Below are 18,225 nucleotides of genomic sequence, written 5' to 3'. Positions count from 1 at the left end.
TCGAAAGCGAAGAATCCGTGAGCAATCAGAAACCAATGAATGGGTTCATCAGAATCTTGACAAACTGTTCCAATAAGAGATTTCAGGCAGAATGGAAACCATATGACCAGGCAGATAGTAATCGATAAAAAATACTGTCAGAATTTCCTGTAAAGCCAGGCAGCGATCAGAATACCTATGATACTGATTAAATTTGGTGCAAACCGGATACCGAAATGAATCTGCATGATTCCAAGATTTAAAAAAATATCCTTGATATCAAAAATCTCATATGTCCTGGTCAAATAAGGCATAAGGCCAACAAAATCAGCGCCCTGAATCAACTGACTTACAATGCCGCCAATCAGCGCACCGGCCGCCAGAAAGAGGAATAACGAAAGCAAGCCCTTAGAAAAGTGCATAAAATTCTCCTGTTGTCCAAATAGCAAGAAAAGAAGAAATCATTTTTTAAAATTCACTGCCCGATGAAATCCTGCCTGTGACACGTTCAGCCAGTCCTTTTCCCAGTTCATCACCAGTCCGGTATTGATATATCACACGCCACACCGTATTCTTCCCGCTAAAAATATATTCTTTAACGGTTAGAGCGGTCTTATGACCCTTTCCGGATTCAGTAAACGTGAATGTAAGGAGTTTTCCCGTAGTGTTTCCAACGGGAACCGAATCCACCCTGGTGTTCAGCTCTGAAAGAGATGGATTATTTTTCAGAACATTCACAGCCTCATTTGAGAGCTTTTCCACATTATAAGTTTCTGATATTGCATTACCAGTAACCAGAATCTGCAGATTATTATTATGCCCCTCTGCATTGACACGAGTGGTATTCCGATCACCAAGATCGACCTGTTTGCCTTCAGAAACCAGTTCAAACGGGGTAACAATGGTTATGGTTTCCCCGGCACAGTGTATCCGATTTTTACCAAAAATAAAATCATCATTGACATTCATCGTGCCGCAGCCGGAAAACAGAAGTGTTCCACATATAAACATGGCAGACAAAAGAGGCTTTATCTTTTTTAAAAACATTAGCTTAACACTTTCCATCAATTAAATATTCAAAATTCTTAAAGCTCAAGTTATTTTCTATTATAACATATCAAAACGGTTTAGACGTTACAGCAAATATTAGACAACAACGGGAACATATCCGCTGCAGAGAATAAAAATCCAGAGACTGGATTTTCAGATTTCCCCTATGGTTTCCATTTTTTCTTTCATTATAATTGCTGCATTATGATTTCTTTAACTGTTTTAATCCTTTCTGGCTATGATAAAATAAAAAAGGAAGTCAAAGGAGGAAGAACATCGAATGACAGAACCAGCTATGATCGGCATTGTGGCAGAATGGAACCCTTTTCACAAAGGTCATGAAAAAATGATCCGTGAAATAAGAATGAACTACCCTCACTCATCAATAGTCGCAGTTATGAGCGGTTCTTTCGTACAGCGGGGAGAGCCTGCCCTTTTTGACAAATGGAGCCGTGCAGTCTGGGCATGCAGGCATGGGGTGGATGCAGTATTTGAGCTGCCTGTATTATCAGTCCTGCAAAGTGCTGACCGTTTTGCAGAAGCAGGTACAAAATTGCTGGCCTCTATGGGGTGCAATGCCATCGCATTTTCCACAGAATCTCTGGGGCAAAAACAATTAGAGGAGGCAGTATCGTTTTCTCAAACTGCAGAATACCACGCCTGTTTCAAAACGAGCCTGAAAGCAGGTCATTCCTATGCACAGGCATCATCCATTTCCATGGCTTCACATTCGGTTCCTCTTTCGAAAGAATTAACAAAACCCAACAATCTTTTGGGTTACCGTTATCTGGAAACAATACAATCTTATGGTCTCGATATGAAAATCATTGTCTGTCATAGAGATATAGAGCATAACATATCCGCTTCCCTTATCCGTAAAAATATATTACAGAATCAGGATGTCTCCGGACTCCCTGACAGGGAAGCCGATGAGGTTATAAATCTTCTGAAGGAAGGAAATTATACGGATTATATACGATACCAAGATGCATGCCATCTTTTATCAAGACTGTATTCTCTCGAAGAATTGTCTGCTTCCGGATTATTTAAGGAAGGATTGGAAAATAAATGGTTTCGGGAATCAGAACGAAATAATTATTTAGAGATGCTCGATTCTATCAAAAGCAAACGTTACCTTTACAGCCGGCTGAAACGAATCGGTGCCTGTCTTTTACTAACTAATGAATTCCCTTCTTCCTTTGTTGCCGGAAATTATCCTCTTTACGCCAGACTTCTTGCCCTGAAGCAGGAAAATAGCCCGATGTTGAGACGGATAAAAAAGACCGGTATACCTGTAATTACCAGCGCGGCCCGTGCATTAAAAAATCTGCCGTCACCTGTTGCCAAACAATTAGAAATGGATATTTCCGCCAGCAATATAAGGTCCTGTTTCGCTCATTCGGAAAAATATCGTCAAGGAAAGGAAGATTTTTACCACTCTCCTGTTATTGTATCCTGAAATTCAATCTGTCTTAAAAAAAGCAGGATAATATAAACCAAAAAAGGAAGCAGAATCCACCAGGGTTCCTGCTTCCTTTTTTTGGAACGAGCATTCAATAAGCCGAGTTCTGTACCGCCAAAGCGGTGATGATTATCTGTCTAGACAGCTAATTGCTTAACTGTTCAAGCGACGCAACCCGGAAGGTCAGCGGGCAGCCTCAACCCTTCCCTATTCGGTCTTGCTTCAGATGGGGTTTACCAAGCCAGCCGGTCTCCCGACTGCTGGTGCGCTCTTACCGCACCTTTCCACCCTTACCACTAGTGTGGCGGTTTCCTTTTCTATGGCACTTTCCCTGGGGTCACCCCCGCCGGACGTTATCCGGCATCCTGCCCTGCGAAGCTCGGACTTTCCTCACGCCTTACGGCCCGCAATCATCTTTCCTGCTCGCGTGTTAGAGTATAACACTGTATAAGCCAAAATTCAACACATTTTTAAATTCACGCACATTGAATAAATGCCATTGCCGCCTACAACTGATCAAAAATATCAGCAGCACAGGGATCCTTAATAATAGAAATATCCCATCCCCTTGCTTTAGTTTTCCTCCCAAGTTCTTCTGCAAGACGGGAGATAATGACACGCTCTGTGTAGAAATGTCCGGCATCTGCCACAAGGAGTCCATGTGAAGCTGCATCCTGGGCCTCATGATATTTAAGATCTCCGGTCACATATAAATCTGCACCCCTCATTTTTGCAAGTTCTGCAAACTCACTACCTGCACCTCCAAGGACGGCCACTTTTTTAACAGTAATTTCCGTATTACCGCAAAATCGTAATACCGGTATTCCGAGCTTTTGCTTGACATATTCCAAAGCTTTCCGACCAGACAATGGTGATGGCAGAATGCCTATCCTCCCCATAAATTCTTGCCTTCCGTTATTTTCAAGCGGATATATATCATAATGAAGAGTGCCGCATATTCTTCCCATATCAGAAATGACGGAAGCCAGTGCTTTTTCGGAAACATTAAATTCCATTTTTTCCTCAGTTGTCAGGTCATCATCATCATCCAGAAGATAGAAATATCCTGAATCATCGGGATATTTAACCTGCAGCTCACGGCGGAACTGCCTTGCCTTCACAGCGCTGGTATAAGCGGCAATCTTGAATGATTTATATTTTTTCCCCGGAACGAGGCCTTCTAAATCTGATAAATTCAGGGCTGCTGCCAATGCATCATTAACCCCTCCGGAAACGGTATCAAGATTCGTATGCGCAGCAAAAGAAAGGATATCATTCTTTATCAGCTTTTCTATAATACGGCCTTTGGCAGTTCTTAAATCAAGCTGTTGAATGGGATGAAAAAGAAACGGATGATGGGAAATTATCATAGAAATTCCATGCTGAATCGCATAATCAACATTCGATTCTGTTAAATCAAGCGAGATAAGCACCTTATTCACCGACAATTCCGGATTCCCTATCTGTAAACCGGGATGATCCCATTTCTCAGCCAGTTCCTGTGGAGCAAGTTCATTCATGAGCGAAATCAGATCACCAGCTTTTACTGCCATATCAATTCCTCCAGTTCCTTTTTTTCATTCATAGCTTTCTCTCTTTTCCTCCGATTAATATCATTATCAGTATCCGAAGCTATGCCATTTATAAGAAAATCCCTTTTCTTTATCAGTTTTCCTATATGTTTTGCAAATAAAGGGTCTCGTCTATAATCATTTGTAACCCCAATTTCAGCCTCAAAAAGAGTAATCATAGACGATTTCCCCGGAACGATTTTCATAATTTCATATAGCTGATTCGCTTCCTCCACAAGACATTCCTTAACGATTTGGAAATAATGCTCACAAATATATTTTTTCAATTCCGCCACATGATTCTGCGGTTGAAGAATCATCCATTGAAAGGACGAAGATACGACAGGCGATTTTTTTAAGATATCAATCATCATCAGACCGCCCATTCCCGCAATAACAGCCCCATTCACTTCACCCGATCTCAGCGTTTCAAATCCGCTGCCCAGACGCAACGTGATAAGGCCGTTCATTCCTCGGTCCGCTATATTGGAAGCAGCCCGAAGAAGAGGGCCCTTGTGGATATCACATGCCACTGCTCTTCTTATTTTTTCCTGTTCCAGCAGAAAAATGGGCAAATAGGCATGATCAGTGCCAATATCGGCCATGGAATCTGAAAGAGGAACCATTTCTGCAATCTTCATTAAACGGGGTGTCAGTTTCATATTTCCTCGTAAAGAGTTTTATCAATAAATAATATAACAGTCAAAACAAAAAAGCTGAGCATATGCTCAGCTTTGAAAATTTAAAATTGGTGGGCCCACCAGGGCTCGAACCTGGGACCAGACGGTTATGAGCCGTCGGCTCTGACCAACTGAGCTATGGGCCCGCATTCACCAACTTATGTTATTTTATCAGCTAATTGGATATGCGTCAAGTTAAGCAGTCTGATACTCAAGTGAACAAGGATAATTAAATCAGTACAGTTTAGAATTTCTTTTGTCAAATGAAAATAAAATATCTATGCAAATTCACTGATTAATCAAATTTCTTGCTGACTTCTTCAACTTGGATAAGGCCTTTCCTTCAATTTGACGAATTCTTTCTCTTGTTACGTCAAAGTACCTTCCAACTTCTTCCAGGGTTCTTGTTCTTCCATCGACAAGGCCAAAGCGAAGTTCAAGAACCTGTCTTTCCCGTTCTGTTAATCCTTGCAATAATCCTTCTATCTGTTCCTTAAGAAGAATTGAACCGGCTGCATCATCAGGTGAAACTGATTCATGATCCTCAATAAAATCCCCCAGATGAGAATCCTCTTTTTCGCCAATAGGTGTTTCAAGAGAAATTGGGTCTTGTGCAATTTTCTTAATTTCTCTTATTTTGGCTGCTGTTACTCCCATAGCCCTTGCAAGCTCTTCATTCGTCGCTTCCCTTCCTTTTTCCTGAAGCAACTGACGGGCTATACGGTTCAGTTTATTGATAGTTTCAACCATATGTACAGGAACTCTTATAACACGAGCCTGATCGGCAATAGCCCTCGTAATTGCCTGTCTGATCCACCATGTGGCATAAGTAGAAAATTTATAACCTTTTGTGTAATCAAATTTATCCACGGCTTTTAAAAGTCCCAGATTTCCTTCCTGAATTAAATCAAGAAATTGCATGCCTCTGCCCAGATATTTTTTTGCGATAGATACGACAAGCCTCAAATTTCTATCAGCTAACTCTTTTTTCGCCGCATTTGCCGCCGCCTTATCTTCTAAAGAGGCATCACTCCGGGCACCTTTTTCTACAAGTTTGGCCAGCCTGATTTCTTCTTCGCTATCCAGAAGCTTCATCGCACCAATTTCTTTTAGATACATTTTAACCGGATCATCAATAGTTACTGAAGACTCATCATTGAGAACGCCTTCCTTAGCTTCCTCTATTTCAAATTCTTCCTCTATTTGTTCCAGATCTTCATCGGAGACATCAGCATCAAAATTCACTTCATAATTATCCGTATGAAGCGCTTCATAAAGAGATGACAAATCATCTTCCGTAAGATCCTTTTTTTCAATAAGATCCATAATATCCTTATTAGATACAACGCCATTCCTGGATTTCTTTTTCAGTTCAATCAGCCACTTATCAATTAAAACAGAACGTTCTGTCATAGTATTTCCTCCCGAAAACCCGGAACAGGCTTGCAAAGTAATAAGGACCAAATATTATTAAAATATCAATCTCTGATCTACACTTTTCCCAACGTCATAATTTCCCTGCTTAATTTAATACATAGTAATTGTTCCTCTCTGGCTTTGTTTGGATCAGTAATCATCAACTCTTGTGCCCGTTTAGTATGTAATCTGTATTCATCCTGAAGATATATCCTTTTCATCGGCAAGATATACTCCTCCTTAGGTATTGTTCCAAGTTGACCGCTTTCCATACGAAGACGGGCAAAATGGATGATATCCTCACTTGATAGTTTTTCTTCTATCAACTTATCACTGAGCGGGTTTCCACTTTCAGAAAGATTTTTTAAAATTCCAAATAACCTGCCATAAAATTCGTCAACAAAGCGATAATCATTTAATAATTCCCATCCATCCGGAAGAGATTGATGTACTATACAATAATTTAAAAATGCGGCTTCCAGCTTACTCTGACGCTGCTTATCCGGATCGTTTCTGACAGTATCACTTTCCACAGGAACTCTTTGTGAAACATACAAAGATGAATGATTTTTCTTGGCAAACACGAGCGCCTCACTGCGTATCATTCCTTCGTCCATATGCATAACATTTGCCATTTTTCTAATAAAAGAATTAAATTGAAAAGCATCTCCCTGTTCAAGCAAAATTGAAAACATTTCTTCAAGAATATGATGCTGGCCATCAAGAGTTGTCCCATCATATTGCTTCATTAAAGAATGAAACAGAAAATCCAAAGCCGGTTCAGCCTGATTAACGGCTTCTAAATAAGCCTCTCCTCCATTCAGATTAACAAACTCATCCGGGTCTTTTCCCTGGCCAAGGTGGACTACCCTTAATTTAAGTCCAATGGAACTGGCAATACTTAATGCCCGTTTTGTAGCATTCTGTCCGGCAGAATCCATATCATAGCTGAATACAACTTCATCTGCATATGTTTTTAACAATCTGGCCTGTTCAATTGTGAATGCAGTTCCTAGAGAAGCCACTGCATTTGTTACTCCATGTGCATGGAGAGAAATCGCATCCATATATCCTTCTACCATAATGACCTGTTTTTTCCGTCGTATAGAAGGTAATGCCTGATACAAAGCAAAAAGGAGTTTTCTTTTATTAAAAATGATTGTTTCCGGTGAATTAAGATATTTGGGCTTAGAGTCGTCTAGAACCCGCCCGCCAAAAGCCACAATTCTCCCTTTTAAATTCCAGATAGGAAATATACACCGATTTCTGAACACATCATAATAGTGACCATTTTTATAAGCACATAATCCCGCTTTAACAAGTATATCCTTATCTATATTCTTCTTTACTGTAAAATCCTGATAGAGCCTATGCCATTCAGGAGGGGCGTATCCAAGTTTAAAATAATCAATCGTATCTTTTGACAAGTGACGTTTACTGAAATAATCAAGACCTGTTCTACCCATATTCGTCTTTGTCAGACAGTTGTAGAAATAAGATCCTGCCAATTCCGTCGTTTCATAAAGTTTTTGTTTTAAAGCCGCTTTTTCTTTCTCTTCGGGAGTAACTTCCTGTCTGGGAATTTCCATATGCGCATATTGTGCAAGTTTTTCAACAGCTTCTGTAAAAGTCAAATTATCCATTTTCATGACAAAGGTTATTGCATTACCAGCAGCATGGCATCCGAAGCAATAATAAAAGCCCTTATCCGGAGATACTGAAAAAGAAGGCGTTCTTTCAGGACCATGAAACGGACAAGATGCAAAATAATAGCGTCCCTTTTTCTGAAGTTTAATATATGAACCGATTAAATCAACAAGATTAATATTCTCTTTTAATCGCTGTAGAAAGCCATTGTCAAAATAAGCCATAACTCTCCCCGATTTTATATATTTCACTCTTTTATGAGGCAAACATAAAAACAGACTAAGGAAGCACCGATACATAAGGGAATTACTTAACAATTCACTCATCGGTGCTCATCACAATGCAATCTGGTATTTAATTAATACCCATTGCCGCATTATGGGTTAATTCATGCCAACGGGCAGAGAGAACATTCATATAAAGACTGGGAAGTAAGCCAAAGCTAGCCAATGAATAACCATCACTTACTTCAACCAATAATGTCTGCCCCTTATCCGTAATACCAAAATCTATAGCATAACCGGCAGGTGCACTGGTATAAGATTCAACTGCAGATTTCAAAACAAAAACATCAGGAAAAACATCCCAGCGTCCCCTATATGGAGTCAGTCCGACAATTTTCCTGTTTAGTACCCATAATCTCCACTCAGAAATGAAATTCACCTTTTCACTACACCATACATCAATATCTTCCAGACCGCCACCAAGCTTTATCAAATCTTCAGACTTGTCAAGGACTGTGCCTCGAAAACGTTTGATATCTTCTACCGGTTTTACAAATACATGCCAATCTTCCGGATGACTTGTAATTGTAAACAATGTTGATTTCCAAATCTTCCTTCCCGTAAAAGGCATAAGCTCTTCAGGATAATCCAGAGGAGCAAGCTTGACGCCAAAACGTTCCAAGGCTACTTCTACATCTGAAACGGTACCAACTACCGGATCTTCCGGACCATTATCCGTAATTGAATATACGGCTTTGTACTTGACAACGGGTATTCCCATCTGTTTACAGCCAGTGAAAGCATAATAACAGCTTGGATCGTAAAACTCTCCCGTATGCCTGATGCGGATATAAGCTTTCATGAACTTCCTCCGGAAGAATAAAAACACACTACTATATGTTTAATGATATCATCAATGTTATATTTTTACCAGTACTGCATATATTTATTGAATAGATGATCATAAAAAAGAGATATCCCGACAAGGATATCCCGATTATAACTACCAAAAATAAATAAATGCAAATATTGCCACCAGAAAACGATAAATAGCAAAACCTGTCAAAGTAGAAGTGTTAAGAAATTTCAGGAACCACAAGATTGAAATATATGCCACAATGAAAGCAGTTACAAAACCAACTGCCAGCACTCCGAAGTCGGAAAAAGATAGACTTCCAATGACCTTTAATAAATCATAAAAGCAGGCCAGAAACATTAGCGGAACAGCCATGATAAAAGTGAAATCCGCACCGGCTTTACGGGAGATTCCAAGAAGAAGACTACCAGCTATCGTGCTTCCACTTCGGGAAAAGCCGGGCCAAAGTGACAAGCACTGGAACAAGCCTATAATTAAAGCTTGTTTTGATGTAATCTTGTCTACGCTTTTAATTGCAAATGGTTTGCCTCTGCGGCTTTTTTCGGCAAAAATCATAAATAAACCGCCCAGGACCAGTCCGGCAATGACAGTAGACGGGCTGAAAAGATAATACTTGATGAAATCATGAAAAATAAGACCTAACAGGCATGCCGGAAACATAGAAACACAAAGATTAAAAACAGAGGGGCCTTTTTTACGAAACCAATGATGCGTATTCATAATAAAAGTAAATTTATTATGATATATAACCAACACCGAAAGGATGGCTCCAAGCTGGATAAATACATCAAAAAGATCTGCAAGTGTCCCTTCAAACCCCAGCATATGCCCAATGATGATCATATGTCCTGTAGACGATACAGGAATATATTCCGTAAGCCCCTCCACAATGCCTACAATCAAAGCGCAGAAATATTCGTACACATTACACCTCAATATAAGAATTTTTAAAATTATCCCGAAAATATCCGGTCCTAATTCTTTGGATTTAATGCACTAATCACACCATCTACTTTGTTATTCAGAAACCCAAACATCAATATGCGATTTTTACCGGAAGAAAAATAAATATAGGTGGTTTTCGGGCTGCTGCCGGAGATATCCATCTCCATACGGTGAGGTGTTCCATAAATGGCTTCCACCGTAGATATATCATCTCCCAATGTTATACCGCGTGATGTGACCATACGATCATCCGTAAGCAGAAGAGATGAGATATCCTGTCCTTTAGCTGACATACGAACTGCATATCCGGCATAATACCATATCTCCTCTTTGGGATTGGCAATTTTCTTTTCCCAGTTACCGGAATTTTGGGAATTAAACCTGTCTCCAGGCTTATAACCGGCAATATAGAAATCCTTGTCGGAAATTAATTTTTTCCTCTCCGGCAGAATCCCGTAAAACGAATCGGAAACATTTTTATCGTTAAATAGAACGTGAATTCCGGAAATTTTACCTTCTTTTAAAGAAAAATCAATTTCCCGATTATCCAAAGCATAAATAAAATAAAGGTTTCCCTGAACTTCATTCCAAAAAACCCGGTTCGGTGGTCCATAACTTCGAAGTATGTCTTCCCGTCTGCTTCCTATCCCTATATTTCTGGAAGTGTGCTCACCGCCATCATTCAAACGGATTTCTGAAATTCCTGCTTTAATGGAATTGAAATCAGAAGGCAAATCTTCCCGTCCGGTATATTTTAAAAGGAATGGGTTATATCGGCGTATATCAAGCCCTTTCCACCTATATTCTTCAATAACAGGACCTTTTACTATGGAATCCGGCTGTCCTTTTAAATCGATACTTCGCTTCAAAGGATCCATGAGGCTGATTCCACCAATGCCAAAATCTTTATCTCCTAATGGAGATAAATCAAAAGAGATCAGGGCATTCTCCTTTCTTTCATCACTATGATGAGAATTGCCATCATTCAGAACTTCTTCCTGCATCTTGCCTGAATAGCTGCCATTCAATGAAAAACCATCACCTTCATGATGCCCAGCAGGATCTTCAGCTCCGGCATACTTGAAACAGTACGGAAGTAAAACCAATACGGTTAAAACTGTCAAAACATTTTTCAATTGGAATCTCATGGCAGTCACCTCTCTTTTCAGAACATAATCCTTATTATGCTAGTCCTATGATTATCTGTCAAGCCGAAAACGGCACTGTCCACAAAAGGATCAGCACCATCTCGTTATATCGGAATATTTTGACTTATACCCAAGAATAATTAATCTCCATTCCTTAATGACAATATTTTAAGGAAACAGGTGTCCCGCATCATTCAATTTTTTGTATTTTTTTACAAATTGGGCCATTCTTTTCAAAGCTTCCACAAGATTTTCCCGGCTTGCTGCGTAAGAAATTCGTATATGATTCTTCCCTCCCGGGCCAAAACAACTGCCAGGTACAACCCCGACCTTTTCCTCTTTTAAAAGCCGGTCTGCAAATTCCTCATCATTCATACCGGTCACGCTGATATCCGGAAAAATATAAAACGCCCCCTGCGGCTTAACTACGGAAAGTCCCATTTGGCACAAACCATCATAAACAATATCTCTTCGGATTTTGTATTCCCTGAACATAGCTTTTACATCATCATCACAATATTTGAGTGCGGCAATGGCACCATACTGGCTGGTCACACTGGTACAGAGGATTTCATACTGATGAACCTTATATACCTGCTGCATGATTTGTGCAGGTCCGCAGATATATCCAACTCGTAGTCCTGTCATGGCATAGGATTTAGAAAATCCGTTCATGACAAAAGTCCTGTCATGCATACCGGGAAAAGATGCAAAACAGGTATGCTGCCCTTCGTAAGTTAAATCGCAATAGATTTCGTCAGAGATAACAATCAAATCATGTTTTTCTGCAAAAGATGCGATTTTCATAAGGGAATCTCTGTTCATAACAGTTCCCGTTGGATTGTTAGGATATCCGATAAGAATGGCTTTAGTGCGGGGAGTAACCTTCTTTTCCAGTTCCTCAACAATCAACCGGAATTCATCTTTAGCAAAAGTCGGAACCAATACCGGTTTCCCATGAGCGATGGAAACGCAGGCCGGATATGCCAGATAGGCAGGATCCGGAATCAGGACTTCATCACCCGGATTCAATATGGCAGTCAGGATAACACCGATAGCTTCAGAAACCCCAACCGTCACCATAATTTCATCATTCGGATTGTATTTCACACCATACCTGGTTTCAAAGAGTTTGCCGATTTCTTTTCTTAGTTCAAGAAGGCCCCAATTGGAAGTATATGATGTCTCCTTTCTTTTCAGGCTAGCTATACAGGCTTCAATCACCGGATCCGGTGCGGAATAATCAGGTTCACCCACCCCAAGAGAAATGACATCTTTCATTGTGCTGGCTAGATCAAAGAATTTACGGATACCTGAAAATTCCACTGCCTTGATATTTGATGCGACTTTTGAGTCCCAATCCATCATTAAATCCTCTCTACTTCAGAATATAAAATATACACATCAGTGATGCCGGGAAACGGAATGGCTCTTATTTTGCAGAAGCCACCTTTTCACCAAGTTCTTCGCATTTTTTCAGTGAAGGTTCATCCGGGTAGCCATAAGCCAGAAGCGGCTGAGCGGGAAATACAGCCCCGGCAAAATGAAGTTCGTTATACCAGGAATTCAGCCATGCGCCTCGGCTCCAGCCACAAGAGCCGAAAATCCCCATAATCTTACCTTTCAGATAGGGCTTCAGCTTATCACAGAAAGGCCGCATCTGTGTCTCTTCTATTACTTCGACGCCCCAGGCAGAACAGCCAAGTATGATATGGTGACAAGTATTTCCGATTTCAACAGGATCCACATCGGAAACCGGGGCCAGAATTACTTCCGCACCTGTTCTTTTTGCACCGACTGCCACAGCTTCTGCCATAGCTTCTGTATTGCCTGTTGCCGAGTAATAAACCACTGCCACTTTATTTCTCATATGGAAACCCTCCTTTTTCCATGTAAAAAAAGGAGCGCTCTGAAGAGAACGCCCTTTTTCCGCTTTAAATTATGCCTTTGCCACGGTTTCGCCCAAAGCTTTGCATGCTTCCAGTGCATCATCATCCGGATAGCTGTAAGCTTTGACCGGATCTGCAGCCAGTTTAATTCCAGCTTCATCGAAACGATTCTTCCAGTTTAAAATCCAGTCGCCCTGATTCCATGCATAGGAACCAAAAATCGCAACAACTTTACCGCCAAGCTGCGGGAGAAGTTCTTCAAAGAACGGTTCAAATTCATATTCTTCCAGTTCTTCATTTCCCATTGCCGGGCAGCCAAGAATGATGTGATCAAATGCTGCTACATCAGAAGCCGATGTATCGCTGACGAAGCTCAGTTCAGTTTCTGCTCCTGCAGCTTTTGCACCTTCTTCTACAGCCTGAGCCATAGCTTCCGTATTACCGGAACCGGACCAATATACAATTGCAATCTTTGCCATTTAAAATTTCCTCCTATCAATGCAAAATTAAAAATTTGCTTACTTCTTTATCTTACTGATTCAATCGGCTCTTGTCAATTTGAAAATCACCGGTTATTCAAATTCCGTGAGGGAAGGAACTCTGCTGGATAAATTCATTACACTTGATCGTTTGGGGAATTTGCGTTTTGCCATCATCTTCTTTAATGCGTCCGTAATATCTGAACGATCTGCATCAGAATTAATGATTCCAAGAGTATTGAAATATCCGTCACTTTGAAGGACCACTACATAGGCTTCCCGATAAATGATACCATTTTCCCTGGTTTCTTTAACAAAAGACCCCTCCCAGCGGGGATATTTATTGTCTTTGACTTTGACCAGCGGAGATGGCCCCGTAAATACAACTCCATCTGCAGCAAGTTTCTGGTTCAGATAAGCTGCAACCACATCCATCTGCTCTTCTGCGGAATCATTTTTGTGCCTGATTTCACCAATTTCCAAGAGATAAGGAATCCCGATTTCATGGGACATAGCCCAGCCGTAAGAGAAATCCGGACCATCCTTATAAGTCATCGTAAAATACTGACTCTTTGTGAAACCGTTTCGTATAAAATACCTTTTCGTCCCTCCTTCGCTGAGAAAAGGCAGGGCACTTTGAACACCTTCTACAAAAGAAATATTTTTGGGAACCGACATAGTTCCAATGCCTTGCAAGGTCAGCACATCAGCTGCGTGAACAGCACAGGTACTTGCCATTAATCCAAGAGTCATTAAAATACCAATTACAGTAGACCGCTTCATGCTTAGTTTTCCTTATTCTGCTTTTTCTGAATTTTTGCCCAGGAATCACGAAGACCCACGATACGGTTGCAGACTATATGACCTTCTGTGGTATCTTTGTCAATAATAAAGTAACCTTTCCGCAGGAACTGGAAACGATCCCCCACCTTATAATCAAGAATTGCGGGTTCAGCTTTGCTATGCATGACAACCAGAGAATGGGTATTGACTTTTTCCATAAAATCACGGCCGTCATCCGTATCATCCGGTGGAATCAGGTAATCATAAAGCCGTGTGTCAATATCCACCGCTTTATCAGCGCATACCCAGTGCAGGGTCCCTTTTACTTTTCGATCGGCCCCCGGAGTACCACTTCTGGTATCAAAATCAACAGTGCAATGGATTTCTTTGATGCTTCCATCTTCATTTTTAATAACTTCATCGCATTTGACGATATAAGCGCCTTTCAGCCGGACTTCCTTACCCGGGGTCATGCGGAAAAATTTCTTCACAGGAGTTTCCATAAAGTCATCTTTTTCAATATAAAGATTTCTACTGAATGGAACCTGCCTGCTGCCCATGGATTCGACTTCCGGATTATTCTCCATAGTCACATACTCAATCTTCTCTTCTGGATAATTGGTAAGAATAACTTTGACAGGATCAATAACTGTCATGATTCTGGGAGCTTTGGCCTTCAGATCTTCCCGGATGCAGTATTCAAGGAGCGATACATCTACCATATTATCAGCTTTTGCTACTCCGATCAGATCGCAGAAATGGCGGAGCGATTCTGGCGTATAACCTCTGCGGCGGATACCGCTGACCGTAGGCATACGAGGATCATCCCAACCGGATACCAGTCCTGCTTCTACCATCTTGCGCAGCTTTCTCTTACTGGTAATCATAGTAGTCACGTTCAGACGGGCAAATTCAATCTGTCTCGGTTTTTCCTTGCCTTCATAGGCCTGCAGACACCAGTTATAGAGAGGGCGTCTTTCTTCAAATTCAAGAGTACAAATGGAATGAGTAATTCCCTCAAGAGCATCAGAAAGTGGATGTGCAAAATCATAGAGCGGATAAATACACCAGGTATCCCCCGTCCGATGATGGGTTGCGTGAAGTATACGATAAATAACCGGATCTCTCATAACGACGTTCGGAGATGCCATATCAATTTTAGCACGCAGACATCTTTCACCATCCTTGTACTTGCCTTCTTTCATTTCCTGGAAAAGCTTCAGGTTCTCTTCTACAGAACGGTTTCTCCAGGGACTTTCCTTACCCGGATGTTCCAGATCCCCGCGGGTATCATGAATTTCCTGGCTGCTCTGATCATCAACATAGGCAAGCCCCATACGTATAAGCTTGCACGCAAATTCGTAAAGTTCAGGGAAGTAATCAGAAGCATAATGAACGGGTTCCTTCCACTTGAATCCTAACCATTTCACATCATCAAGGATGGAGTTTACATATTCCACGTCTTCCTTGGTCGGATTTGTATCATCGAAACGAACGTTAGTTTCTCCATGATATTTTTCACCAATCCCGAAATTCAGGCAGATACTCTTCACATGACCTATATGCAGGTAACCATTTGGTTCCGGCGGGAACCGGGTCAGCACCCGGTCATTGGAATAAACATGATTGGCAATATCTTTATTGATTTCCGCTTCGATAAAATTAGCGGCCGTTTTATTTTCTTCCATTTCATCTTCCTCCATTCATAAAAACACATAGTTATTTTTTTTAATTATACCACAATTCTATCGATTTTATGTGACATAGATAGGATTATACACCGAACTGATTATTAAAAAAATACTTCATATTCATCAGATATGACAAGTCTTTCTTTATGGTATAATACCAGTAAACATTAAAGAAAGAAGGTATATTATGCAGAGACTCGTATCTTATAATCAGAATGGTCAGCGCCAGTGGGGTATTTTAAGCACCGACGGCAAGTTTATCTATCCGGCTGAGGAACTGGAAGAAACATACTTTATTCCCCTCGGAGAAACAATGGAAGAATTCATACAGTCCGGTGAAGAAGGCCTTCTTAATCTGGCAAAGGCACTTGAGCTCAATGAGACGGATAAATCCATTGAACCCGTCCCTCTCAGCACGGTACGTTTGGAAGTTCCTTTTTATCCACGGAGAAATATTCTCTGCGTTGGCAAGAACTATCAGGCCCATGTTAAGGAATTTGATCAGAATGTGAATGCTAAAAATCCGGAAAATCCCATTTTCTTTACCAAGGCCACGACCTCTGTTATTGGTCCCGATGAAGAAATAGACCGCCATCCCTATGCTACCAGCCAGGTAGACTATGAAGGCGAACTGGGTGTCATTATTGGAAAACGCTGCTACAACGTAAGTGCCGAAGATGCTATGAAGTATGTTTATGGATATACAATAGTCAACGATGTAACTGCAAGAGACCTCCAGAAAAAACACTCCCAGTGGTTCCGCGGCAAAAGTCTGGACACTTTCTGCCCCATGGGGCCGACAGTCATGATTGGAGATTGGCCAGTACCATTCACAATTTATACAAAAGTGAATGGTGAACTTCGTCAGGAAGGTTCCACTACTGATCTTATTTTCCCGATTGCCAGACTGATTGAAGTCCTTTCCAATGGAATGACTCTCCTTCCCGGAGATGTCATAGCGACCGGCACTCCCCAGGGTGTGGGCATGGGCTTTAATCCTCCAAAGTTCCTGCAGCAGGGAGATGTAGTCGAAATCACAATCGACCCAATCGGCACTCTACGCAATACCGTAAAATAATTTTCTCAAAAGAAAAACAGACAGGCTTATCCCGGATAGCTTGTCTGTTTTTTATAAGAATGAAATTATTTATTTTGCAGAGGAGACCTCACCCGTTTAAAATAGATGACACACGCAGCCGAGAGTTGAATCATTCCTGCAAAAACATAAACTTCCCATATTCCCAGGGACATGGAAACCGCTGCAGACACCAGGGGACCGGTCATGTTCCCAAATTGCTGAGCCATATTGGAAAGTCCAAAAATCCTTCCTCTGAAATCAGAGGGGGAATATTTTACAAGTGCCGCATTGAGGGAAGGATTGACGCCAATTACAAAGCAGCCCACCAGAAACTGGCAAAGCCCGAATCCCCAGATAGTATTTGGAAAAGACTGGATTATAGTCAATACGCCAGCAGCCCCAAGAGTTACAAATATAGCACGATAGTAACCTTTGGACTGGCCAAACTTACCCCAGAGAGTCGTAGTCAGGGCACCGGCAATTCCACCGCTCGACATAATGATTCCTGCCGCCAGTTCGATATTTCCGGAATGATTCATAATATTTCCTACATAAATAGCTGTTACCGGCTGGATCATCAGAATCGTTGTCTGAAGCAGGCATGTAATGAAAAGAAGTCCACGGAGATCATGGTTTTCCCAGGCATAAATCAGGTCCTGACTAATGGATGTGGACTTCCTCATCTCTGGAGGAAGTCCCTTTTTAATTTCAGAAACAAAAAATATGACTGTCAGGGCCACAGCCCACAGAAAAGCTGCTGACAGGAAAAATGTATTCCTCATCCCTATTGCATGCGATAAAGCCCCACCCATGAGAGGCCCCAGGATGCCTCCGACCACAAGTGAAGTTTGGGCCATTCCGAGAGTAACGCCAAGTTTTCCCGGCTCCGCATTGTCTGAAATAATTGCCATGGCAGCCGCCACAAAACCATTGGCAAATCCCTGAAAAGCGCGAGCAGCAAGCAGATGATACTGATTCTGGCACAGGCCGCAGAATAAATATGAAAATCCCAATAAAATAGCAGCTCGGACAGCCATTTTCTTTTTACCGTCCGTATCGGCCAGTTTCCCCCAAAGCGGACCCATAACTGCCGCAATGAAGAAACAAATCGAAAAAACAAATCCTGTCCAAAGAGACAGTTCTTCAGAAGGTACACCAAGCTGCCCCAGATATAAGGGCAGAAAAGGAATAACCATGGTATATCCTGAAGAAACGAGGAACATGCTGGCTACCAGAATGATGATACTTTTATTTCTAACCAAAGTTCCTCCTTTCATCAAATGGATTTATGCATCTGCACACTAAA

17 protein-coding genes, 1 tRNA gene and 1 other RNA gene are annotated in these 18,225 nt (G+C 41.3%); 2 read left to right on the top strand and 17 right to left on the bottom strand.

All coding sequences use genetic code 11. The features are described 5' to 3' along the window. Positions 1-137 precede the first annotated feature (137 nt). The gene (locus QZN42_RS01375) at positions 138-401 is read right to left on the bottom strand and encodes a DUF4321 domain-containing protein (RefSeq protein WP_296953924.1); all 264 of its coding nucleotides are present in this window, start codon (positions 399-401) and stop codon (positions 138-140) included. A 46-nt stretch (positions 402-447) separates the two neighbouring features. Then, positions 448-1,044, bottom strand: coding sequence for a hypothetical protein (locus QZN42_RS01370; protein ID WP_296953923.1), 597 nt, complete (start codon positions 1,042-1,044; stop codon positions 448-450). Positions 1,045-1,309: 265 nt separating this feature from the next. Here QZN42_RS01370 and QZN42_RS01365 point away from each other — a divergent pair, with 265 nt between their 5' ends. Then, a complete protein-coding gene (locus QZN42_RS01365; protein ID WP_296953922.1) occupies positions 1,310-2,488 on the top strand; it encodes a nucleotidyltransferase family protein in 1,179 nt (392 codons plus the stop codon). Between the two features lie 83 nt (positions 2,489-2,571). Here QZN42_RS01365 and rnpB read toward each other — a convergent pair. The 14 genes from rnpB to QZN42_RS01295 all read right to left on the bottom strand — a co-directional run bounded on the left by rnpB (position 2,572) and on the right by QZN42_RS01295 (position 15,838). Then, an RNA gene (gene rnpB, locus QZN42_RS01360) (RNase P RNA component class A) lies at positions 2,572-2,917 on the bottom strand. Positions 2,918-2,997: 80 nt separating this feature from the next. Continuing rightward, entirely contained in the window at positions 2,998-4,044 is a 1,047-nt protein-coding gene (locus tag QZN42_RS01355) for a Nif3-like dinuclear metal center hexameric protein (RefSeq protein ID WP_296953920.1), read from the bottom strand. Beyond that, positions 4,035-4,724: a class I SAM-dependent methyltransferase gene (locus tag QZN42_RS01350; protein WP_296953918.1), complete on the bottom strand. Its 690-nt coding sequence runs from the start codon at positions 4,722-4,724 to the stop codon at positions 4,035-4,037. Before QZN42_RS01350 ends, QZN42_RS01355 begins: the two co-directional genes overlap by 10 nt. A gap of 87 nt (positions 4,725-4,811) precedes the next feature. Then, a tRNA-Ile gene (locus QZN42_RS01345) sits at positions 4,812-4,888 on the bottom strand. Between the two features lie 142 nt (positions 4,889-5,030). Continuing rightward, positions 5,031-6,155 carry an RNA polymerase sigma factor RpoD gene (gene rpoD, locus QZN42_RS01340; RefSeq protein ID WP_296953916.1) on the bottom strand — a complete coding sequence of 375 codons (1,125 nt, stop codon included), beginning with the start codon at positions 6,153-6,155 and terminating at the stop codon, positions 5,031-5,033. A gap of 77 nt (positions 6,156-6,232) precedes the next feature. Continuing rightward, positions 6,233-8,029 carry a DNA primase gene (gene dnaG, locus QZN42_RS01335; RefSeq protein WP_296953914.1) on the bottom strand — a complete coding sequence of 599 codons (1,797 nt, stop codon included), beginning with the start codon at positions 8,027-8,029 and terminating at the stop codon, positions 6,233-6,235. Positions 8,030-8,159: 130 nt separating this feature from the next. Next, a complete protein-coding gene (locus QZN42_RS01330) occupies positions 8,160-8,891 on the bottom strand; it encodes an ATP-grasp domain-containing protein (protein WP_296953912.1) in 732 nt (243 codons plus the stop codon). Between the two features lie 141 nt (positions 8,892-9,032). After that, positions 9,033-9,830 carry an undecaprenyl-diphosphate phosphatase gene (locus tag QZN42_RS01325; RefSeq protein ID WP_296953911.1) on the bottom strand — a complete coding sequence of 266 codons (798 nt, stop codon included), beginning with the start codon at positions 9,828-9,830 and terminating at the stop codon, positions 9,033-9,035. A 50-nt stretch (positions 9,831-9,880) separates the two neighbouring features. After that, positions 9,881-10,999, bottom strand: a complete 1,119-nt coding sequence (locus QZN42_RS01320; RefSeq protein ID WP_296953908.1) for a hypothetical protein — start codon at positions 10,997-10,999, stop codon at positions 9,881-9,883. A gap of 168 nt (positions 11,000-11,167) precedes the next feature. Beyond that, positions 11,168-12,364 (bottom strand): pyridoxal phosphate-dependent aminotransferase, encoded by a 1,197-nt coding sequence (locus tag QZN42_RS01315; RefSeq protein ID WP_296954026.1) that lies wholly within the window; start codon positions 12,362-12,364, stop codon positions 11,168-11,170. A gap of 67 nt (positions 12,365-12,431) precedes the next feature. Next, positions 12,432-12,869: a flavodoxin domain-containing protein gene (locus tag QZN42_RS01310; protein ID WP_296953907.1), complete on the bottom strand. Its 438-nt coding sequence runs from the start codon at positions 12,867-12,869 to the stop codon at positions 12,432-12,434. A gap of 69 nt (positions 12,870-12,938) precedes the next feature. Next, positions 12,939-13,367: a flavodoxin gene (locus QZN42_RS01305; RefSeq protein WP_296953905.1), complete on the bottom strand. Its 429-nt coding sequence runs from the start codon at positions 13,365-13,367 to the stop codon at positions 12,939-12,941. Positions 13,368-13,460: 93 nt separating this feature from the next. Continuing rightward, on the bottom strand, positions 13,461-14,150 hold the full coding sequence (locus tag QZN42_RS01300) for a hypothetical protein (protein WP_296953903.1): 690 nt from the start codon (positions 14,148-14,150) through the stop codon (positions 13,461-13,463). Between the two features lie 2 nt (positions 14,151-14,152). Beyond that, a complete protein-coding gene (locus QZN42_RS01295; RefSeq protein WP_296953902.1) occupies positions 14,153-15,838 on the bottom strand; it encodes a glutamine--tRNA ligase/YqeY domain fusion protein in 1,686 nt (561 codons plus the stop codon). A 190-nt stretch (positions 15,839-16,028) separates the two neighbouring features. Here QZN42_RS01295 and QZN42_RS01290 point away from each other — a divergent pair, with 190 nt between their 5' ends. Continuing rightward, on the top strand, positions 16,029-16,919 hold the full coding sequence (locus QZN42_RS01290) for a fumarylacetoacetate hydrolase family protein (protein ID WP_296953899.1): 891 nt from the start codon (positions 16,029-16,031) through the stop codon (positions 16,917-16,919). Between the two features lie 65 nt (positions 16,920-16,984). On the opposite strand, the gene QZN42_RS01285 is transcribed toward QZN42_RS01290, so the two are convergent. Then, positions 16,985-18,181, bottom strand: coding sequence for an MFS transporter (locus tag QZN42_RS01285; RefSeq protein ID WP_296953898.1), 1,197 nt, complete (start codon positions 18,179-18,181; stop codon positions 16,985-16,987). Between the last annotated feature and the right edge of the window lie 44 nt (positions 18,182-18,225).

Origin of the sequence: uncultured Dialister sp. (assembly GCA_900314595.1) — a bacterium.
Lineage (GTDB): Bacteria > Bacillota > Negativicutes > Veillonellales > Dialisteraceae > Dialister.
Note: the sequence above shows the minus strand (reverse complement) of the source record. Positions and strands in the feature narration are given on the sequence as shown.